The 16,423-nt window shown below is 66.2% G+C and carries 13 protein-coding genes and 1 pseudogene; 5 read left to right on the forward strand and 9 right to left on the reverse strand.

Annotation, left to right across the window (positions count from 1 at the left end):
• Positions 1–36: 36 nt before the first annotated feature.
• Entirely contained in the window at positions 37–663 is a 627-nt protein-coding gene (locus E4K64_RS07455) for a TetR/AcrR family transcriptional regulator (RefSeq protein ID WP_135162933.1), read from the reverse strand.
• Between the two features lie 132 nt (positions 664–795).
• Between E4K64_RS07455 and E4K64_RS07460 the strand changes: the two genes are divergently transcribed.
• From E4K64_RS07460 to E4K64_RS07475, 4 genes are all read left to right on the forward strand, one after another.
• The gene (locus tag E4K64_RS07460; RefSeq protein WP_167771862.1) at positions 796–2,028 is read left to right on the forward strand and encodes a cytochrome P450; all 1,233 of its coding nucleotides are present in this window, start codon (positions 796–798) and stop codon (positions 2,026–2,028) included.
• A gap of 279 nt (positions 2,029–2,307) precedes the next feature.
• On the forward strand, positions 2,308–5,922 hold the full coding sequence (locus tag E4K64_RS07465) for an AsmA family protein (RefSeq protein ID WP_135162935.1): 3,615 nt from the start codon (positions 2,308–2,310) through the stop codon (positions 5,920–5,922).
• A gap of 354 nt (positions 5,923–6,276) precedes the next feature.
• Positions 6,277–7,395, forward strand: coding sequence for a DUF2336 domain-containing protein (locus tag E4K64_RS07470; protein ID WP_167771863.1), 1,119 nt, complete (start codon positions 6,277–6,279; stop codon positions 7,393–7,395).
• 32 nt (positions 7,396–7,427) lie between these two features.
• Complete coding sequence (locus E4K64_RS07475) at positions 7,428–7,670, forward strand: hypothetical protein (RefSeq protein WP_135162936.1); 243 nt, start codon at positions 7,428–7,430, stop codon at positions 7,668–7,670.
• A 42-nt stretch (positions 7,671–7,712) separates the two neighbouring features.
• Here E4K64_RS07475 and E4K64_RS07480 read toward each other — a convergent pair whose 3' ends face one another.
• The 3 genes and pseudogenes from E4K64_RS07480 to E4K64_RS07490 form a co-directional block, all read right to left on the reverse strand.
• Entirely contained in the window at positions 7,713–9,419 is a 1,707-nt protein-coding gene (locus E4K64_RS07480) for an ATP-binding protein (RefSeq protein WP_135162937.1), read from the reverse strand.
• The gene (locus E4K64_RS07485; RefSeq protein WP_135162938.1) at positions 9,416–10,930 is read right to left on the reverse strand and encodes an ATPase domain-containing protein; all 1,515 of its coding nucleotides are present in this window, start codon (positions 10,928–10,930) and stop codon (positions 9,416–9,418) included. The genes E4K64_RS07480 and E4K64_RS07485 overlap by 4 nt, the downstream gene beginning before the upstream one ends.
• Before the next feature lie 225 nt (positions 10,931–11,155).
• Positions 11,156–11,580 (reverse strand): annotated as a pseudogene (locus E4K64_RS07490) (GNAT family N-acetyltransferase).
• On the opposite strand from E4K64_RS07490, the gene E4K64_RS41085 reads away from it, so the two are divergent.
• On the forward strand, positions 11,491–11,799 hold the full coding sequence (locus tag E4K64_RS41085; protein WP_235884573.1) for a hypothetical protein: 309 nt from the start codon (positions 11,491–11,493) through the stop codon (positions 11,797–11,799). The pseudogene E4K64_RS07490 and the gene E4K64_RS41085 sit on opposite strands and share 90 nt — an antisense overlap.
• A gap of 61 nt (positions 11,800–11,860) precedes the next feature.
• Here the strand turns inward: E4K64_RS41085 and feoB are convergent, their stop codons facing one another.
• From feoB to fumC, 5 genes are all read right to left on the reverse strand, one after another.
• Positions 11,861–13,732: a ferrous iron transporter B gene (feoB, locus tag E4K64_RS07495; protein ID WP_135162939.1), complete on the reverse strand. Its 1,872-nt coding sequence runs from the start codon at positions 13,730–13,732 to the stop codon at positions 11,861–11,863.
• A 60-nt stretch (positions 13,733–13,792) separates the two neighbouring features.
• Positions 13,793–14,068, reverse strand: a complete 276-nt coding sequence (locus E4K64_RS07500) for a FeoA family protein (protein WP_135162940.1) — start codon at positions 14,066–14,068, stop codon at positions 13,793–13,795.
• A 121-nt stretch (positions 14,069–14,189) separates the two neighbouring features.
• Positions 14,190–14,441: a ribbon-helix-helix domain-containing protein gene (locus E4K64_RS07505; protein ID WP_025038043.1), complete on the reverse strand. Its 252-nt coding sequence runs from the start codon at positions 14,439–14,441 to the stop codon at positions 14,190–14,192.
• Complete coding sequence (locus tag E4K64_RS07510) at positions 14,438–14,626, reverse strand: DUF4169 family protein (protein WP_135162941.1); 189 nt, start codon at positions 14,624–14,626, stop codon at positions 14,438–14,440. Before E4K64_RS07510 ends, E4K64_RS07505 begins: the two co-directional genes overlap by 4 nt.
• Before the next feature lie 280 nt (positions 14,627–14,906).
• Positions 14,907–16,340, reverse strand: coding sequence for a class II fumarate hydratase (gene fumC, locus E4K64_RS07515; RefSeq protein WP_135162999.1), 1,434 nt, complete (start codon positions 16,338–16,340; stop codon positions 14,907–14,909).
• Between the last annotated feature and the right edge of the window lie 83 nt (positions 16,341–16,423).

Below are 16,423 nucleotides of genomic sequence, written 5' to 3' on the forward strand. Positions count from 1 at the left end.
TCGCAGCCGCATTCGAGTTGAAGCTCGCTTGCGCTTTTACGAAGTTGCATCTTGGCGCGAGGCCAGTCCCGTCCGGCGCCTGAGATCGGTGATCGCGCGCAAAAAGCTGTCGGCCGGCGTGGTCTCGGGATCGATCAGCCGGTGCAGGCGAAAGCCGTCTTCCAGCGCCAGCACGACCGAGGCCATCCAGGGCGGGTTCAGATTGCTGTTCTTGCCGTTGCTCTTCAACGTCGCTTCGATGATGTCGGCGACCAGCTTGCGGCGCGCGCGCAGGCGTTTGGCGAGCTCGGGCCGGCGCTTCTCGGCGCGCGCGACGAACAGGATCATCTCCATATGCAGCAGCGGGGAGCGGCCGAGCGGATCCTGCCGCGTGCGGTCCATCGCCTTCAGCGCGGCGATGAAATCGTCGAGATTGTCGTGCTGGGCGAGGATGTCCATGTTGCGCCGGATCGACTGCTCGACATGGTCCTCGAGCATGGCGATGATCAGCTCGTCCTTGCTTTTGAAGTTCGAGTAGAACGCGCCGCGGGTGAAGCCTGCCGCCGCCGCGATCGCCTCGATGCTGGCGCCGCCGATGCCGTCCGCTTCGAACACGCGCGCGGCCGCCTCGAACAATTTGTCGCGTGTATCGTCCCTGGTCGGCCTGGTTCTCACCCTTGACATCGGAGCAGGGTAGGGCAGAATGAAACTCGATACAACAATGTATCGAGTTGATATTTCAAGGGGATGGTTACGCCGCGCGAGCAGGGCAGCGTCGGCGTATTCGTGTCATGCGGCAACCGATTTGAGGTCACCATGAACGAGCACGTGCAAGGCGCCGGCGGCGCGCCGCTGTTCAATCCGCTCTCGCCGGACTTCATCCGCGATCCCTATCCGCATTACGACCGGCTGCGCACGATCGATCCGATCCATGTGACGCCGTTCGGCCAGTTCGTCGCCAGCCGCCATGCCGACGTCAGCCTGGTGATGCGCGACAAGCGCTTCGGCAAGGATTTCGTCGAACGCTCGAAACGCCGCTACAGCGACAAGATCATGGACGAGCCGGTGTTCCGCAGCATGAGCCATTGGATGCTGCAGGCCGATCCGCCGGATCACACCCGCCTGCGCGGCCTCGTCGTCAAGGCCTTCACCGCGCGCCGGGTCGAGGACATGCGGCCGCGCATCCAGGAGATCGTCGACCAGGCGATCGATGCCGTGATCGACCGCGGCCACATGGACCTGATCGAGGATTTCGCCTTCCGCCTGCCCGTCACCATCATCTGCGACATGCTCGGCATCCCCGAGGAGCATCGCGAGGTGTTCTACAACAGCTCGCGCGACGGCGGGCGGCTGCTCGACCCCGTGCCCCTCACGCCGGAGGAGATCAAGAAGGGCAACGAGGGCAACCTGTTGGCGCAGATGTATTTCCAGCAGCTGTTCGAGCTGCGCCGCAAGAATCCCGCCGACGACCTCATCACCCAGCTGGTGCAGGCCGAGGAGGACGGCAACAAGCTCAGCAACGAGGAGCTGACCGCCAACATCATCCTGCTGTTCGGCGCCGGCCACGAGACAACGGTCAACCTGATCGGCAACGGCCTGCTCGCGCTCCATCGCAACCCGGACCAGCTTGCGCTGCTCAAGGCGCGTCCCGAGCTGATGGAGGGCGCGATCGAGGAATTCCTGCGCTACGATTCCTCGGTGCAGATGACCGGGCGCGTCGCGCTGGAGGAGATCGAGGATCTCGGCGGCAAGCGGATCCCCAAGGGCGAGACCGTGCTGTGCCTGCTCGGCTCGGCCAACCGCGACCCGGCGGTCTATCCTGATCGGCCCGACCGGCTCGACGTCACCCGCCAGAACGTGAAGCCGCTGTCGTTCGGCGGCGGCATCCATTTCTGCCTCGGGGCCCAATTGGCGCGCATCGAGGCCGAGATCGCCATCGCCACGCTGCTGCGGCGGCTGCCGGACCTGCGCATCGACGACGTCGAAAACCCGGAATGGCGGCCGACCTTCGTGCTGCGCGGCCTGAAGCGGCTGCCGGCGAGCTGGTGAGGCTTCGGCGCTGGTTCTGCACGCGCTACCCTCATCCTGAGGGCCCGCGAAGCGGGCGTCTCGAAGGATGGCCGCGGGCGAGAGCGGGGCCTGCATGGTTCGAGACGGCGCTTGGTGCGCCTCCTCACCATGAGGGTCGCACACCGGCGTTAACCTCCGCGCGCAACAGTCGCTGTGACTTCGCCACACTTCCCCCTATATAAGGGGCTGTTCCGGCACGCCTGAAGTCCACGAAGGCCAGGGTTTGGTCCGGGTGCCGGTTTGGCCGAGGGGAGACCCGTGCAGACGACGCTGCTCGGATTGGCGATTGCCTTCATCATTGCGCTGCTGGCCGCGCTGATCGGGCCTTACTACGTCGACTGGAACCAGTTCAGGCCCCAGTTCGAGGCGGAGGCCGGCAAGATCATCGGCGTGCCGGTGCGGGTCGCGGGCGAGCTCGACGCGCGGCTGTTGCCGACGCCGACGCTGCGGCTGCGCCAGGTCACCTTCGGCGGCAACAACGATCTCGGCCGCCTGCGCGCCGACAAGCTCGACGTCGAGTTCAGCCTGGGCTCGCTGATGCGCGGCGAATGGCGCGCCACCGAGCTTTCGGTGGGCGGCATGGCGGTCGATCTCGGCCTCGATGCGCGTGGGCGGGTCGATCTGCCCTCCACCGCGAGCGGCACCTTCAATCTGGCCTCGCTCGCCATCGAGCGGCTCAATCTCACCGGCCGCATTGCCCTGCACGATGCCGCCAGCCGCTCGACGCTGGAGCTGCACGACATCGCCTTCTCCGGCGACGTCCGCTCGCTCGCCGGCTCGGTGCGCGGCGACGGCCGCTTCACCGCAAATGGGGTGCGCTATCCGTTCCGCGTCTCGTCCGGCCCGAGCGCCGACGGCAACGCCACCCGCCTCCACCTCAACATCGATCCCGGCGAGCGCGCCATCCTCGCCGATCTCGAAGGCGTGCTCGCCTTCGACAACCGCCTGCCGAAATTCGAGGGCGCGCTGACGCTGGCCGTGCCGGCGGCCAAGAAGGCCGGCGAGGCCGGGCCGACCCCTTGGAAGCTCACCACCAGGCTCAAGGCCGATCCGGCCGGCGCGAAGTTCGAGCAGATCGACGCGAGCTTCGGCCCTGAAGACAGCGCGCTGAAGCTCGGCGGCGTCGGCGACCTCAAATTCGGCGCCTCGCCGCTACTGCGCGCGGTGCTGTCGGCGCGGCAGGTCGATGCCGACAGGCTCGCCGCCAGGGACGATGCCGAGCCGCTCCGCATCCTGCCGGCGCTGCGCGCGGGGCTCGCCGCCATTCCGCAGGCGCCGATCCCGGCCCAGATCGAGTTCAACACCGACCAGATCATGCTCGGCGGCCGTCCGCTGCAGAACATCACGGCCGAGCTCCAGACCGACGGACGGTCCTGGACCTTCCAGCGGCTCGAGCTGCGCGCGCCCGGCATGACGCAGCTCTCGCTCAACGGCGCGACGCCCGGTGCCGACAGCTTCAGCGGCCGTCTCTCGGTCGAGTCCTCCGATCCCGACACGCTGGTGGCCTGGCTCCAGGGCCGCAGCGAGATCAACCGTCGCAGCACGCGGCCGCTGCGCCTTGCCGGCGAGGTCACGATCGCCGCCAACCATCTCGCCATCGACCGGGTGAAGGCCGACATCGAAGGCGGCACCGTGGAAGGCCGCATCGCCTTCGTGCAATCAGGCGCGAGCAAGGGCTCGCGGATCGACGCCGACCTCAGGGCCGACCGGCTCGACCTCGACTCCGCCGCAAGCTTCGTGCGCGCGCTCGCGGGACCGCAGGGCGAATGGCCGGAGGAAGCGAAGCTCTCGCTCGATATCGGCCGCGCGATCTCAGCCGGCCAGGAGCTGCGTCCGTTCGCTGCCAAGCTTGCTTACGGCCCCGCCTCGCTGTCGCTGGAGCAGCTGCGCTTCGGCCAGGCGAGCGGCGTGACCACCGTGGCGAGCGGCAGCTTCGACCGCGCCAAAGTCACCGGCAAGCTCGCGCTGCAATCCTCGGCCAATTCGCTGCGCGAGCTCACCGCGCTGATCGAGCCGTTTGCGCCCGCGCTGCGCGCGCGCTTCGATGCCATCCCGGCCGCATCAGGCGCGACCCGCCTCAAGCTCGATCTCAGCCTCGACAAGAACGCCGAGCATGCCGATCGCAGCAACGCCCGCGCCGTGCTCGAGCTCGACGCGCCGCAGCTCAAGGCGACCGCGACGCTGGCCGCGCAGACGCCGGCTTCCGCGATCGGCGGCATCGACCTCGAGCGTCTGCGCAGCAGCGACTTCACGCTGGACTCGAAGGTGTCGATGCCGCAGGCCGGCGCGCTGCTGGCGCTGCTCGGGCTCGACCGCGTGGTGGCCGCAGGCGAGGGCGCTTCGCAGTTCGAGGGCAAGCTGACCGGCGCCTGGCGGCGGCCGCTGCAACTGAACGCAAAGCTCAGCGGCGGCGGACTGGATGCCGACGCGCAGGGCAGCGTCGAATTGTCGGAGCCGAAGGGAAGCGTGAACTTGCGCGTGCGCAACGTCAATCTGGCGCCGCTGCTCGGGACCAGCCGGACCGACAAATCGGCGCAGAACGTCAGCCTGTCAACGCGCCTTACGCTGACGGGTAACCGGCTGACCTTCGACGATCTCGACGGCAATGCGGCCGGCGCGCATCTGCGCGGCCATCTGGCCGTGATGCTGCATCCCGACAAGAGCGTCGACGGCGAGGTCGGTCTCGATACGCTCGATCTTGCGCCGGCGCTTGCGATGGCGATCGGCGCAGCCGGGCGTGAGGCGAGCGACCCCCTCAGCGCCGGCCTCATCACCGGCTGGCGGGGCCGGATCGCCTTTCAGGCGTTGCGCGGGATGTTGCCCGGCGGCATCGAGCTGCGTCCGTTCGGCGGCACGATCCGCAGCGACGGCCAATCGCTCGCGCTCGATGGGCTCAAGGGCGCGCTCGGTGGCGGCGAGATGTCGGCAAGCTTCGACGCGCGCAACAGTGCCAATGGCCTCGCTCTGAATGCGCGCATCGAGCTCGCCAATGTCGATGCGGCGGCGCTGCGCTACCGCAACCTCGCGCTGCCGAAGGGACGCGCCTCGGTGCAGATGGCACTGACCAGCCAGGGCCGCAGCGTCGCAGCGCTTACCGGCGCGCTCGCCGGCAACGGCACGGTGACGCTGGAGGCCGCGGAAATCGGCGGTCTCAATCCGCGCGCCTTCGAGATCGCGATCCGCGCCAGCGACGGCGGCCAGGTCGCCGACGACAACCGCTTGCGGCAGCTGGTCGAGCCCGCGCTGGCCGCCGCACCGATCGCGGTGGCGTCGGCGCAGATTCCGTTCACGATCCGCGACGGACGCTTGCGCGTCGGCGCGACGCCGCTGGAGGCGAAGAACGCCCGCGCCATCGTGTCCGGCGGCTACGACATTCCCGCCGACCAGGCCGACATCCGCGCCAGCCTGACGCCGATCATGACCGGCCTCTCCGGCGCCCCGCCGGAGATTCAGCTGTTCGCCGCCGGCTCCCCCGACAAGCTCAACCGCACGATCGATCTTGCGCCGCTGTCCTCCTGGCTTGCGGTGCGCACGATCGACCGCGAGACGCGCCGGTTGGACGCGATCGAGCGCGGCGAGCCGCCGCCGGCGACCGCGGCGCTGCCGACGCTGGTGTCTCCGGATGGGGCGCCCGAGCAGGCGCCCGCCAATGTGCCGCTGCCCGGCCAGGATCCGCGCCGCCCGCTCGCAAAGCCAAAGGTCGCGCCGATGCCGAAGGCCCCGCAGGCGGCTCCGGCTGCGCCAAGCCCGCCGCTCGCCAGCCAGCAGCTCGCGCCGCTGCCGCCGGCCATCGACGTCAAGCCCGCCCCGGGCCCGCCGCCGGCCAAGCCGAGGCCAAAGCCGCCGCTGGTGCTGACGCCGCAGAACCCGTGAGGGCGCTTTTGGTCTGCTCGGACCGAGCCGCGGGCTTGCTCACCTCTCCCGCTTGCGGGAGAGGTCGCGCCGAAGGCGCGGGTGAGGGCTCTCTCCTCTAGGGGAGTGTCCCGTTGCGGAGACACCCTCTCCCCAACCCTCTCCCGCAAGCGGGAGAGGGAGCGCACCGTCTTCCTTCTCCGCCCCTTAACCCATTCCCTCGCATTTGAATGAATTTTGCCCGGCAAAACTGATTTGCCGATTTTACCGAATTCTCGCGTTTCATCTCTAGCGTCGGTTCCCAGAGGAATTCGGCGTCGCGTCAATTGCGGCGCAACGGTTCGCAAGAGACGACCAAGAACTGGGGTGATCGAGATGGACGGGGCGAAATCGCTTCTGCAGGATCTGGACGACGCGATCGCGCGCGGCACCGACGAAAGCCGGGTGAAGGCGTTGTGGCACGCGACCGACATTCTGATCACCGGCCGCTACAGCGACGACGAGATCAGCACGTTCGGCGAGGTGATCGGCCGGCTCGCCGAGGAGATCGAGGTCGCCGCGCGAACGCAGCTTTCGGAGCTGATGTCGGCGTGCGATCACGCGCCCTTGAACGTGATCGAGAAGCTCGCCCTCGACGACGAGATCGCGGTCGCCGGTCCCGTGCTGCGCGACTCCAATCGCATCGACGACAGGATGCTGGTCGAGAGCGCCATGACCAAGGGCCAGTCGCATCTGCTCGCGATCGCCCAGCGCAAGTCGATCGGAGAGGCCGTGACCGACGTGCTGGTCAAGCGCGGCAACCAGGAGGTCGTGACGTCGGTCGCGAAGAACGAGGGCGCGCGCTTCTCCGGCTCGGGCCTGTTGCACATGGTCCGCCGCGCCGAGGGCGATTCGATTCTCGCCGAGCAGCTCGGCCTGCGCAAGGACGTGCCGCGCCACATCTTCCAGCAGCTGATCTCGAAGGCCTCGGAAGACGTCCGCCGCCGCCTCGAGACCGAGCGGCCCGAGATGATGGCGCAGATCCAGAGCTCGGTGACCGAGGTCACCGGCGATCTCCAGTCCAAATTCGGTCCGTCCTCGCGCACTTATTTCGTCGCCAAGCGCGTGGTGACGACGCAATACCGTCAAGGCAATCTCAACCAGGATTCGATTTCGAACTATGCCCGCCAGCACCGCTTCGACGAGGTACAGATCGGCCTGTCGCTGCTCTCGTCGCTGCCGGTCGACGTGATCGAGCGCGCGCTGATGGACCGCAATCGCGAGATGATCCTGGTCTTGTGCAAGGCGCTCGACTTCTCCTGGGATACGACGATGTCACTGCTCTTCCTCGGCGCCAAGGATCATCTGATCACGGCGCGCGAGCTCCAGGACAACGAGCGCGAATACGGCCGGCTCAAGATCGAGACCTCGCGCAGCATCTTGAAGTTCTATCAGTCGCGCAAGACCGGCACGGGTGCCGATGCGGGCCGTCAGCCCGAGCTCCAAGTTCACTGACAGGTACACATTAAGGACAGGGAGTATCTGCAATGTTGCCTCAATTCGGCACCGCCGTTCGCAAAAAGAACCTCAACAGCGCCGCCACCACCGATCTCGGCGGCGGAGCACCGGACAAGGCCTCGGTGGACGCGGCCTGGCTCGTGCTGGAAGCCGCCAATGATCTCGGCGACCATGCCGCGATCGAAGCCTGTCGCCGCGTCATCGACGCCGAGCTGACCGGCGCGGCGGCCCGCAGCGCCGACGTCGATCTCGTGCTGGGATATTTCCGGTAGACTTCCGCAGCCCGGCGGAACACAGCCCGATCAGGGCTAGCGTCACCAGGAACCAGAGCGCTGGGACTCTGTATTGAGCCGAAGATTCGACTTTGCCGTGCTCAGCGCCGCGGCCAGCTCGTCGATGTGGTAAGGTTTCGCCAGGATCTGGATACCCGCCCTCTGCGCTTCATGGACCGAGGCTTCGGCGTATCCGCTGGTCAGCAGCACCGGGATGTCACTTCGCCGCTTCTTGATTTCCCGTGCGAGCTCGACCCCGTTCATGCCGCCAGGCATCATGATGTCCGAAAAGATCAGGTCGACGGAGCGACCATCGGCCAAGGCGCCGAGCGCCGCCGCGGCGCTCGCGGCGCGCGTGACTTCGTAACCGAGCTGGCCGAGCATCTCGCCGACCAGAGCAGCGACCTCGTCGTCGTCTTCGACCAGGAGGATGCGGCCATGATTGTTCTTCTTCGGCCGTATGCGAGTGAGGTCGATGAGATGCCGCTCTTTCGAAGGAACGTCGAACGATCGCGGCAGGTACAGTTCGATGCTGGTGCCGCGGCCGACCTCCGATTGGATTCGGACCGTGCCCCGTGACTGCGTGGCGAATCCATGGACCTGCGCGAGCCCGAGCCCCGAACCCTTGCCGACGTCCTTGGTCGTGAAGAACGGCTCGAATACGCGGGACAGGATCTCCGGAGCCATTCCGACACCGGTGTCGACGACGGACAGGCGGACATAGTCGCCCGAAATCTGATCGTCGTTCAGACTGGCCAGATTTTCCCCGCGCACGACGATCGTCCCGCCGTTGGGCATGGCGTCGCGGGCGTTGACGGCGAGGTTGAGGATGACCAGCTCGAGCTCCCCGGGATCGACCTCGACCGGCCATAGCGAGTCCGGGAAATCGAATTCGACGTGGACGTCGCCCCTCAGGCTGCGATCGAGCAGCTCCCGCATGCCGCCGATCTGTGCAGCGACGTCGACGGGCTCCGGCCGAAGCTTCTGCCGGCGCGAGAATGCGAGGAGCTGCCTCGTCAGGCTGGCGCCGCGCTGCGCGGCCTGGATCATGCCGTCCATCAGCCGCCGGCGCCGGCTTGAATCTGTCTGGCGGTCGAGCATGTCGAGGCCGCCGGAAATCACCATCAGCAGATTGTTGAAGTCGTGCGCGACGCCGCCGGTAAGCTGGCCGATCGCTTCGATCTTCTGAGCCTGGCGAAGCGTTTCCTCGACGCGCGTGCGTTCGTTCATTTCGAGGCGAAGCTGCTCGTTGGCTTCTTTCAATTCGCGTGTCCGCTCAACGACCAGTTTCTCGAGCTCCTGCGCCGTCTGCTCGCGGGCCTCGAGCAGAGCCCGGATCTCATATTGACGCCGCCGGGCGCGGATCGCCGATTGAATCGCACTGGTCAGCGTGATCGGCTGAACCGGCCGCTCCAGCAGCGAAACGTTGCGCAGGAGCTCGACGATGCTGCGTCTCCATGCGACGACGGCCGGCTGCTCCCGATGGCTGGTGAGGACGACGAAGGGGAGGTCGGACCATGGCGGCTGGCTCGCGATCCATTGCGCGAGCGGCGCCGTGTCTTTGCCGAACAATCCCTCCTCGGCCAGAAAAACCGCTCCGACGCCAGCCGTCATCTCGGTGACGAGTTCGGGCAGGCTTCGGCAATTGATCGCCTCCAGGCTCGCGCCGCGAAAGAGCTCCGCCGATGCCGGTCCGTCGCGGCCGATCGGGGCGAAAATCAGAACACGGTTGTCCCGTTCGGCGCTCATTCGGCCGGTCCTTCAGGCAACGCCGTGCCGGTGTAATGAGGATTGCCGGAAAAAATGCCGCTGAATTCCTGGAGCGGCGGACCGAGCCTGATCCCCGTGCTGCCGAGCCGGAACTCGCGGATGCTGTGCTCGTGATTGCCGCTGCGCTTCTTGACGACGGAGAGCGCGCGTCGCACCGTGCCGCCGAACTCGAAATAGCGCAGCATCACCACCGCATCGCTCAAATAGCTGATGTCGAGCGGTGTATCCATCGGGCCGACGAGACCGTGCTGAGCGAGGATCAGGATCGTAAGCACGCCCTGCTGTGCCAGATAGCTGAGGAGTTCGTGCATCTGCAGGATGAGAAAGCGCTCGTCCGGCATCGCGTTCAGGTAACCGTTCAGGCTGTCGATGACGACAAGGCGGGCATTCTCGACCTCGACGCTCCGACGCAGCGTCGCCGCAAACTCACCGGGCGACAATTCGGCCGGGTCGACCTGTTGAAACCGGATTGCCCCGGTATTGAGATGTTTCTCCAGGGGCAGACCGAGCGTCCGGGCCCGTGCTTCCACCGTGCCGCGGCCTTCATCGAAGGCGAAGAAGACTGCGTGCTCGCCGCGCGCGGCCGCCGCGATGGCATAGGTCAGCGCAACCGACGACTTGCCGACACCGGCGGATCCGAGGAGAAGCGCGTTGGTGCCGCGCTCGAGCCCGCCTCCCAGCAGCTGATCGAGCTCGGCGTTGCCGCTGGACACGAAATCGCCGGGAAACGCCTTGTGATGTTCGGCCGCGACGAGCCGGGGGAAGATCCGCAAGCCGCCTTGCGAGATCGTGAAATCGTGGTATCCGCCGCGGAATCGAATGCCGCGCATCTTGATCACGCGAAGCCGGCGCCGTTCCGCGCCGTAGTCGATCGCGAGTTGCTCGAGCATGACGACGCCATGTGCGATCGAATGCAGCTGCAGGTCGTCCTGGGAGGAGGACAGATCGTCGAGCAGCACGACGGTGCAATTGCGGTTGGTGAAGAAGTGCTTCAAGGCCAGCACCTGGCGCCGGTAGCGCAGCGGGTTCTGAGCCAGCAGGCGCAGCTCGGACAGGCTGTCGAGCACGACGCGGCTGGGATTGATCCGCTCGACCTCCCTGAAGATCAGGCCGGTCGTTTCGCTGAGCTCCATCTCGGCAGGATGGAAGACCGTGAGCTCGCGGTCGGGATCGAGCGTCGTCTCAGGTGGGACCAGCTCGAAGATGTCGACGCCATCAAGCGACCAGCCGTGCCGATGGGCAACCAGGTTCAGCTCGCGCCTGGTCTCGGAGAGCGAGATGTAGAGCACGCGTTCACCCTCGCGCGCGCCCCGGAGAAGGAATTGCAGCGCGATCGTGGTCTTGCCGGTGCCCGGACGTCCCTCGTAAAGATACATCCGGTTGGGGTCCAAGCCGCCGCCCAGGATGTCGTCCAGACCGTCACTGCCTGTTGAAATTCTCGGCAAATCCTTGAGGGCACTGGCCGAAGCAGCCCCTGATGGATCAGTCATTGAACCCCCTCAGCATATGTCGGAAGAGCGCGAGGCCCAGGCGTCGAGAGGCCGGGACCGGGACCCCAGGAGGTCCGTACGAGGAACTCTTCAGCAGCGCCCCGGTTCCCGGCCGCCGGGGCTCGCCTGCCGGCTGTGAGCAGGTGCCGACCGCTACAGTTCTGTCTGTTCAAGATTGAACACAGTCACTCCGGTCGGCGTGCTCCCATCCCGTCATTGCAACGTTCAGCGGCGGATGCGGTAAATCACCACGTCCTTGCCATGACGGTTCGTGCTCCGCTCGAGCAGGTAATTCGATTTCTCCAGCACGCGGCGCGATGCGCCGTTTGCGATGTTCACGATGCCGATGAGGGATGGCAGGGCGAGCTCGGACAGGCCGATGCGTGTCATCGCGGTCGCGGCTTCGGCCGCAAATCCCCGGCCCCAGAGGCTGCGCGTGAACGCGTAGGCAATCTCGATCTCGTCGATGTCGCCCACCATGATGTGCCGGAGACCGGCCCGCCCGGCGAATGCGCCGTCTTTCGTGTGCAGCGCCCAGAGGCCGAAGCCATGCTGGTCCAATGCGCTATGTTGACGTCGAGATAAGCCTTCGTCGTCTCCGCCGAACGGACGCCGCCGATATAGCGGGCGACATCGGGATCGAGATGCAGCGCGACGAGGTCGGCGAGGTGGCTTTCGTTCAGCCTCTCGGCGGTCAGTCGCTCGGTGCTGAATTGGTTCATGGAGCAGATTGCCGCTTCGGTGGCGTGTCGTCGTTCATGCCGCTGTCGCTGCGGGCCGATGACGACATCATGCCCCTGTTTTGCCCGACGGAACAACCGGGGCGGAGTTTCGGTCAGATGATTTTCGCGCCCAACTCAAGCCATTGATTTCACAGACCCCGTCTACTGTGCATGGGGTTGTTTTCGCGTTCTTGAGTTCGAGAGGGCGCTAGCCCGCCCCCAGCGCGACGGCGACGTTGTACGTCAAAAGGCTCGCGGCATAGGCCAGCACCAGCATGTAGGTGAAGGTCACGGCCATCCAGGCCCAGCTGCCGGTCTCGCGCCGGATCACGGCCAGCGTGGATGCGCATTGCGGGGCGAAGATGTACCAGGCCAGCATCGACAATGCGGTGGCGAGCGACCATTTCGTCGCCAGCACCTGGCCGATCTGCTCGGCCGCTTCCTTGCCGCCTTCGATCGCGTAGACGGTGCCGAGGGCTGCGACCGCGACTTCGCGCGCCGCCATGCCCGGGATCAGCGCGACCGCGATCTGCCAGTTGAAGCCGACGGGCGCGAGCAGCGGCTCGAGCGCCTTGCCGATCATCGCAGCCAGGCTGAACTCGATCGCGGGCTCGGTGGCGCCCGCAGGCGGCTGCGGGAACGAGGCCAGGAACCAGATCAGCACCATCATCGAGAAGATGGTGGTGCCGGCGCGCACCAGGAACATCTTGGCGCGGGTGTAGATACCGATCGCGATCGATTTCAGCCGCGGCATCTTGTAGTCCGGCAGCTCCAGCATGAATGGCGCCGGCGCAAAGTCGCGCAGCATGAAGAACTTGATCAGGAACGAGACGACGAGCGCGCTGGCGATGCCGGCGGCGTAGAGGCCGAACATCACGAGGCCCTGCAGATTGATGAAGCCCCAGACGTCCTTCGCCGGAATGAAGGCGGAGATGATCAGCGTGTAGACCGGAATGCGCGCCGAGCAGGTCATCAGCGGCGCGATCAGGATCGTGGTCAGCCGGTCGCGCTTGTTGTCGATGACGCGCGTCGCCATGATGCCGGGGATGGCGCAGGCAAAGCTCGACAACAGCGGAATGAAGGCGCGGCCGTGCAGGCCGGCGCCGCCCATGATGCGGTCCATCAGGAAGGCGGCGCGCGCCATGTAGCCGAAATCTTCCAGCAGCAGGATGAACAGGAAGATGAGGATGATCTGCGGCAGGAACACGATGACGCTGCCGACGCCCGAGATCACGCCGTTCTGCAGGAAGCTCTGCAACAGGCCGTCGGGCAGGGTGGCCTGCACCAGCTCGCCGAGCGCGTCGAAGCCGGACTTGAGCAGGTCCATTGCCGGTTGCGCCCAGGCGAACACCGCCTGGAACATCACGAACAGGATCAGCGTCAGCACGACGAGACCGCCGACGGGATGCAGCACGACCGCGTCGATCCGCGCGGTCCAGGTGTCGGGCCTGGCAGGCAGGCTGACGCAGTCGGCAATGATGCGGTCGGCCTCGCGCTGGGTCGCGCGCAATTCGGAGACGCTGAGCGCGCGCCAGCTGCTCGCCTCAGCCTCGGCGGCGAGCTTTGCCGAGATCTCGTCGGTCAGCTTCAAGAGGTTGGCCGTGCCGCCCCTGCGCACCGCGATCGAGGTGACCACGGGCAGGCCGAGCTCCTTGGCGAGCCGCTCGACGTCGACGGTGATGCCGCGGCGGGCCGCGATGTCGAACATGTTGAGCACGAGGACCATCGGCCGTCCGGTGCGCTTGAGCTCGAGCAGCAGGCGGATGGTCAGCCGCAGATTGGTCGAATCGGCCACGCACAGCACGAGATCAGGCACGGTCTCGCCGGAGGCCTTGCCGAGCACGAAGTCGCGGGTGATTTCCTCGTCCGGGCTGCGGCCGCGCAGCGAGTAGGTGCCGGGCAGGTCGACCACCGACACCTGGCGCCCCAAGGGGGTGACGAAGAAACCTTCCTTGCGCTCGACGGTGACGCCGGGATAGTTCGCGACCTTCTGCCGGCTGCCGGTCAGGGCGTTGAACAGCGACGTCTTGCCGCTGTTTGGCGTGCCGACCAGGGCGAGATGCAGCAGGGGTAATTCCATGTGATCAAGGCCTGGCAAACGGCTTGGCAAGAGACTCGGGATGAGGCGTCCGGTCGCGGTCTAGGCGACGATGACCGCCATGGCCTCGCGGCGGCGGACCGCGATCGTGATGCTGTCGACCCGCACCGCAATCGGATCGCGGCCGACCAGCCCCTCGTGCAGGACCTCGACCCGGGCGCCCTCGACGAAGCCGAGCTCGATCAGGCGGCTCTCGAGCTCGATGTCCGAGAGCGCGGAGCCCGCCTCGCGAGCGGACAGGTGCTGGATAACGCCGGTATAGCCGCGCTGGGCCAGACCCAGCGGCATGTGCGGGCGCGTGTCATTGGTGTCGGTCATGCCCTGTATTTTCAACGCAAGGCATTGAGGTCAAGCGCGGGTGCTCGCTGAAACCGCACCTTAGAGTGATTTTAAAGAGTGCGGATGGCGGGGCGCCCTCAAAGGCGCCCCCGAGGGCTGGCTATTGGGCCGGGACCTTGTCCGGCTGGGCGGCCATCGCCCGGCTCTTGAAGTAGTCCAGGACGAACAGGCGGATCGCCGACGACAGATTGCCCTGCTGGCGGTTGTTGTCGATCTCGCCGACCAGCTCGGACAACGTCATGTTGCGCAGGCCGGAGATCTCCTTCATGCCGTTCCAGAACGCCTCTTCCAGGCTGACGCTGGTCTTGTGCCCGGCGACGACGATCGACCGTTTCACGACGGGCGACTTCATGGCTGCTCCTCGCGATCGATCTGATGCCGGTCCAGGTGCGCCTTCGCCTTGTCCGCGCGCGTCTCCTCCGCCGACCGTTCCGCCTTCGTGCGGCCGAACTTCGACCGGTTGGCGTCCGCCTGCTTCGCCGAGGCTTCCCGCTCGGCGCGCTTCCTGAAACGATTCAGGTTGATGACGTTCCCCATGCCGTGTCTCCATCATCCGATCCTCGTCAGGAGGGATGAAACATTCAGAAACAGGGTGCCGCGTTGCGCCCTACAAGACTTGATCGCCATTAGCTCGTCCTCGTCAATCAGCCCCTTGGGCCATCAAAGGATGAATTTGGCCCCCGTCGAGGGGCGGAAGGGCTGCGTAGCACGCCGTCCCGCCAGAACATTGACGGTAATCAAATCCCGCCCCCAAAGCCGCACATTTCTGGACGCAGGGGGGTCCGTATCATTACGGATGGCTATCGGAATTCGGAATTTATCCCGGGCTGGTCATCTTCTCGGGGCGCACCAGGCGATCGAACTCGTCGTCCGCGACGAAGCCGAGCCGCAGCGCCTCCTCCTTCAACGTGGTGCCGTTGGCATGGGCCGTCTTGGCCACCTTGGCGGCGTTGTCGTAGCCGATCTTCGGGGCCAGCGCCGTCACCAGCATCAGCGAGCGCTGCATCAGCTCGTTGATGCGCTTCTCGTCGGCACGGATGCCGCTGACGCAATGCTCGGTGAAGGATCGCGCCGCATCCGCCAGCAGGCGGATCGAGTGCAGCATGTTGTAGGCCAGCACCGGCTTGTAGACGTTGAGCTCGAAATGGCCCTGGCTGCCGGCCACCGTGATCGCGGTGTGATTGCCGAACACCTGGCAGCACACCATGGTCATCGCCTCGCACTGCGTCGGGTTGACCTTGCCCGGCATGATCGACGAGCCCGGCTCGTTCTCCGGCAGGATCAGCTCGCCCAGCCCTGAGCGCGGGCCGGATCCGAGCAGGCGGATGTCGTTGGCGATCTTGAACAGGCCGGTCGCGACCGAATTGATGGCGCCATGTGCCAGCACATAGGCATCGTTCGAGGCCAGCGCCTCGAACTTGTTGGCGGCGCTGGTGAAGGGGAGCTTCGTGATCCCGGCGACGTGTCTTGCGAACAGTTTTGCAAAGCGCGGCTTCGAATTGAGACCGGTGCCGACGGCGGTGCCGCCCTGCGCCAACGGATAAAGCTCCTTCACCGCGGACTTGAGCCGGGCGATGCCGCTTTCGACCTGCGCGGCATAGCCGGAAAACTCCTGGCCGAGCGTCAGGGGCGTCGCATCCTGGGTGTGGGTGCGGCCGATCTTGACGATCTTCGCAAACGCCTTCTCCTTCTTGCGCAGCGCGCGCAGCAGCTCGGTGAGCGCGGGGATGAGATCGGCATTGATGCGGCTTGCGGCCGCGATGTGCATCGCGGTCGGAAACGAATCGTTCGACGACTGGCTCATGTTGACGTGGTCGTTGGGATGCACCGGCTTCTTGGCGCCGAGCTCGCCGCCGAGCAGCTCGTTGGCGCGGTTGGCGATGACCTCGTTGAGGTTCATGTTGGTCTGCGTGCCGGAGCCGGTCTGCCACACGACGAGCGGAAAATGATCGTCCAGCTTGCCCTCGATCACCTCGCGCGCGGCGCGGATGATGGCACCGGCGCGGCGCTGGTCGAGCAGGCCGAGCTCGAGATTGGACTGCGCGGCGCCGAGCTTGACGATGCCGAGCGCGTGCACGAGCGCGATCGGCATCCGATCCGTTCCGATGCGAAAATTCTGGCGCGAACGTTCGGTCTGCGCGCCCCAATAGCGATCGGCCGGGACCTCGATGGGACCGAAACTGTCGGTCTCGGTGCGGGTCGCGGGAGGAGCGGTCTTCGAGCGGGAAGCTTTGGCCATGAGCACATCCATTCCGCCGCGCGAAACGCCGCGCGGCCTCTTCATGTGCTCTTCTATATAGGCAGTTTGGCCGCCCGCGACGGCTTCAAGGCCAA

Source organism: Bradyrhizobium frederickii (assembly GCF_004570865.1).
Taxonomy (GTDB): Bacteria; Pseudomonadota; Alphaproteobacteria; order Rhizobiales; family Xanthobacteraceae; genus Bradyrhizobium; species Bradyrhizobium frederickii.

Coding starts and splice junctions, on each gene's coding strand:
- E4K64_RS07455 (WP_135162933.1), bottom strand. CDS start 663: ATGTCAAGGGTGAGAACCAGGCCGACCAGGGACGATACACGCGACAAA.
- E4K64_RS07460 (WP_167771862.1), top strand. CDS start 796: ATGAACGAGCACGTGCAAGGCGCCGGCGGCGCGCCGCTGTTCAATCCG.
- E4K64_RS07470 (WP_167771863.1), top strand. CDS start 6,277: ATGGACGGGGCGAAATCGCTTCTGCAGGATCTGGACGACGCGATCGCG.
- E4K64_RS07475 (WP_135162936.1), top strand. CDS start 7,428: ATGTTGCCTCAATTCGGCACCGCCGTTCGCAAAAAGAACCTCAACAGC.
- E4K64_RS07480 (WP_135162937.1), bottom strand. CDS start 9,419: ATGAGCGCCGAACGGGACAACCGTGTTCTGATTTTCGCCCCGATCGGC.
- E4K64_RS07485 (WP_135162938.1), bottom strand. CDS start 10,930: ATGACTGATCCATCAGGGGCTGCTTCGGCCAGTGCCCTCAAGGATTTG.
- E4K64_RS41085 (WP_235884573.1), top strand. CDS start 11,491: ATGCGCTATGTTGACGTCGAGATAAGCCTTCGTCGTCTCCGCCGAACG.
- feoB (WP_135162939.1), bottom strand. CDS start 13,732: ATGGAATTACCCCTGCTGCATCTCGCCCTGGTCGGCACGCCAAACAGC.
- E4K64_RS07500 (WP_135162940.1), bottom strand. CDS start 14,068: ATGACCGACACCAATGACACGCGCCCGCACATGCCGCTGGGTCTGGCC.
- E4K64_RS07505 (WP_025038043.1), bottom strand. CDS start 14,441: ATGAAGTCGCCCGTCGTGAAACGGTCGATCGTCGTCGCCGGGCACAAG.
- E4K64_RS07510 (WP_135162941.1), bottom strand. CDS start 14,626: ATGGGGAACGTCATCAACCTGAATCGTTTCAGGAAGCGCGCCGAGCGG.
- fumC (WP_135162999.1), bottom strand. CDS start 16,340: ATGGATGTGCTCATGGCCAAAGCTTCCCGCTCGAAGACCGCTCCTCCC.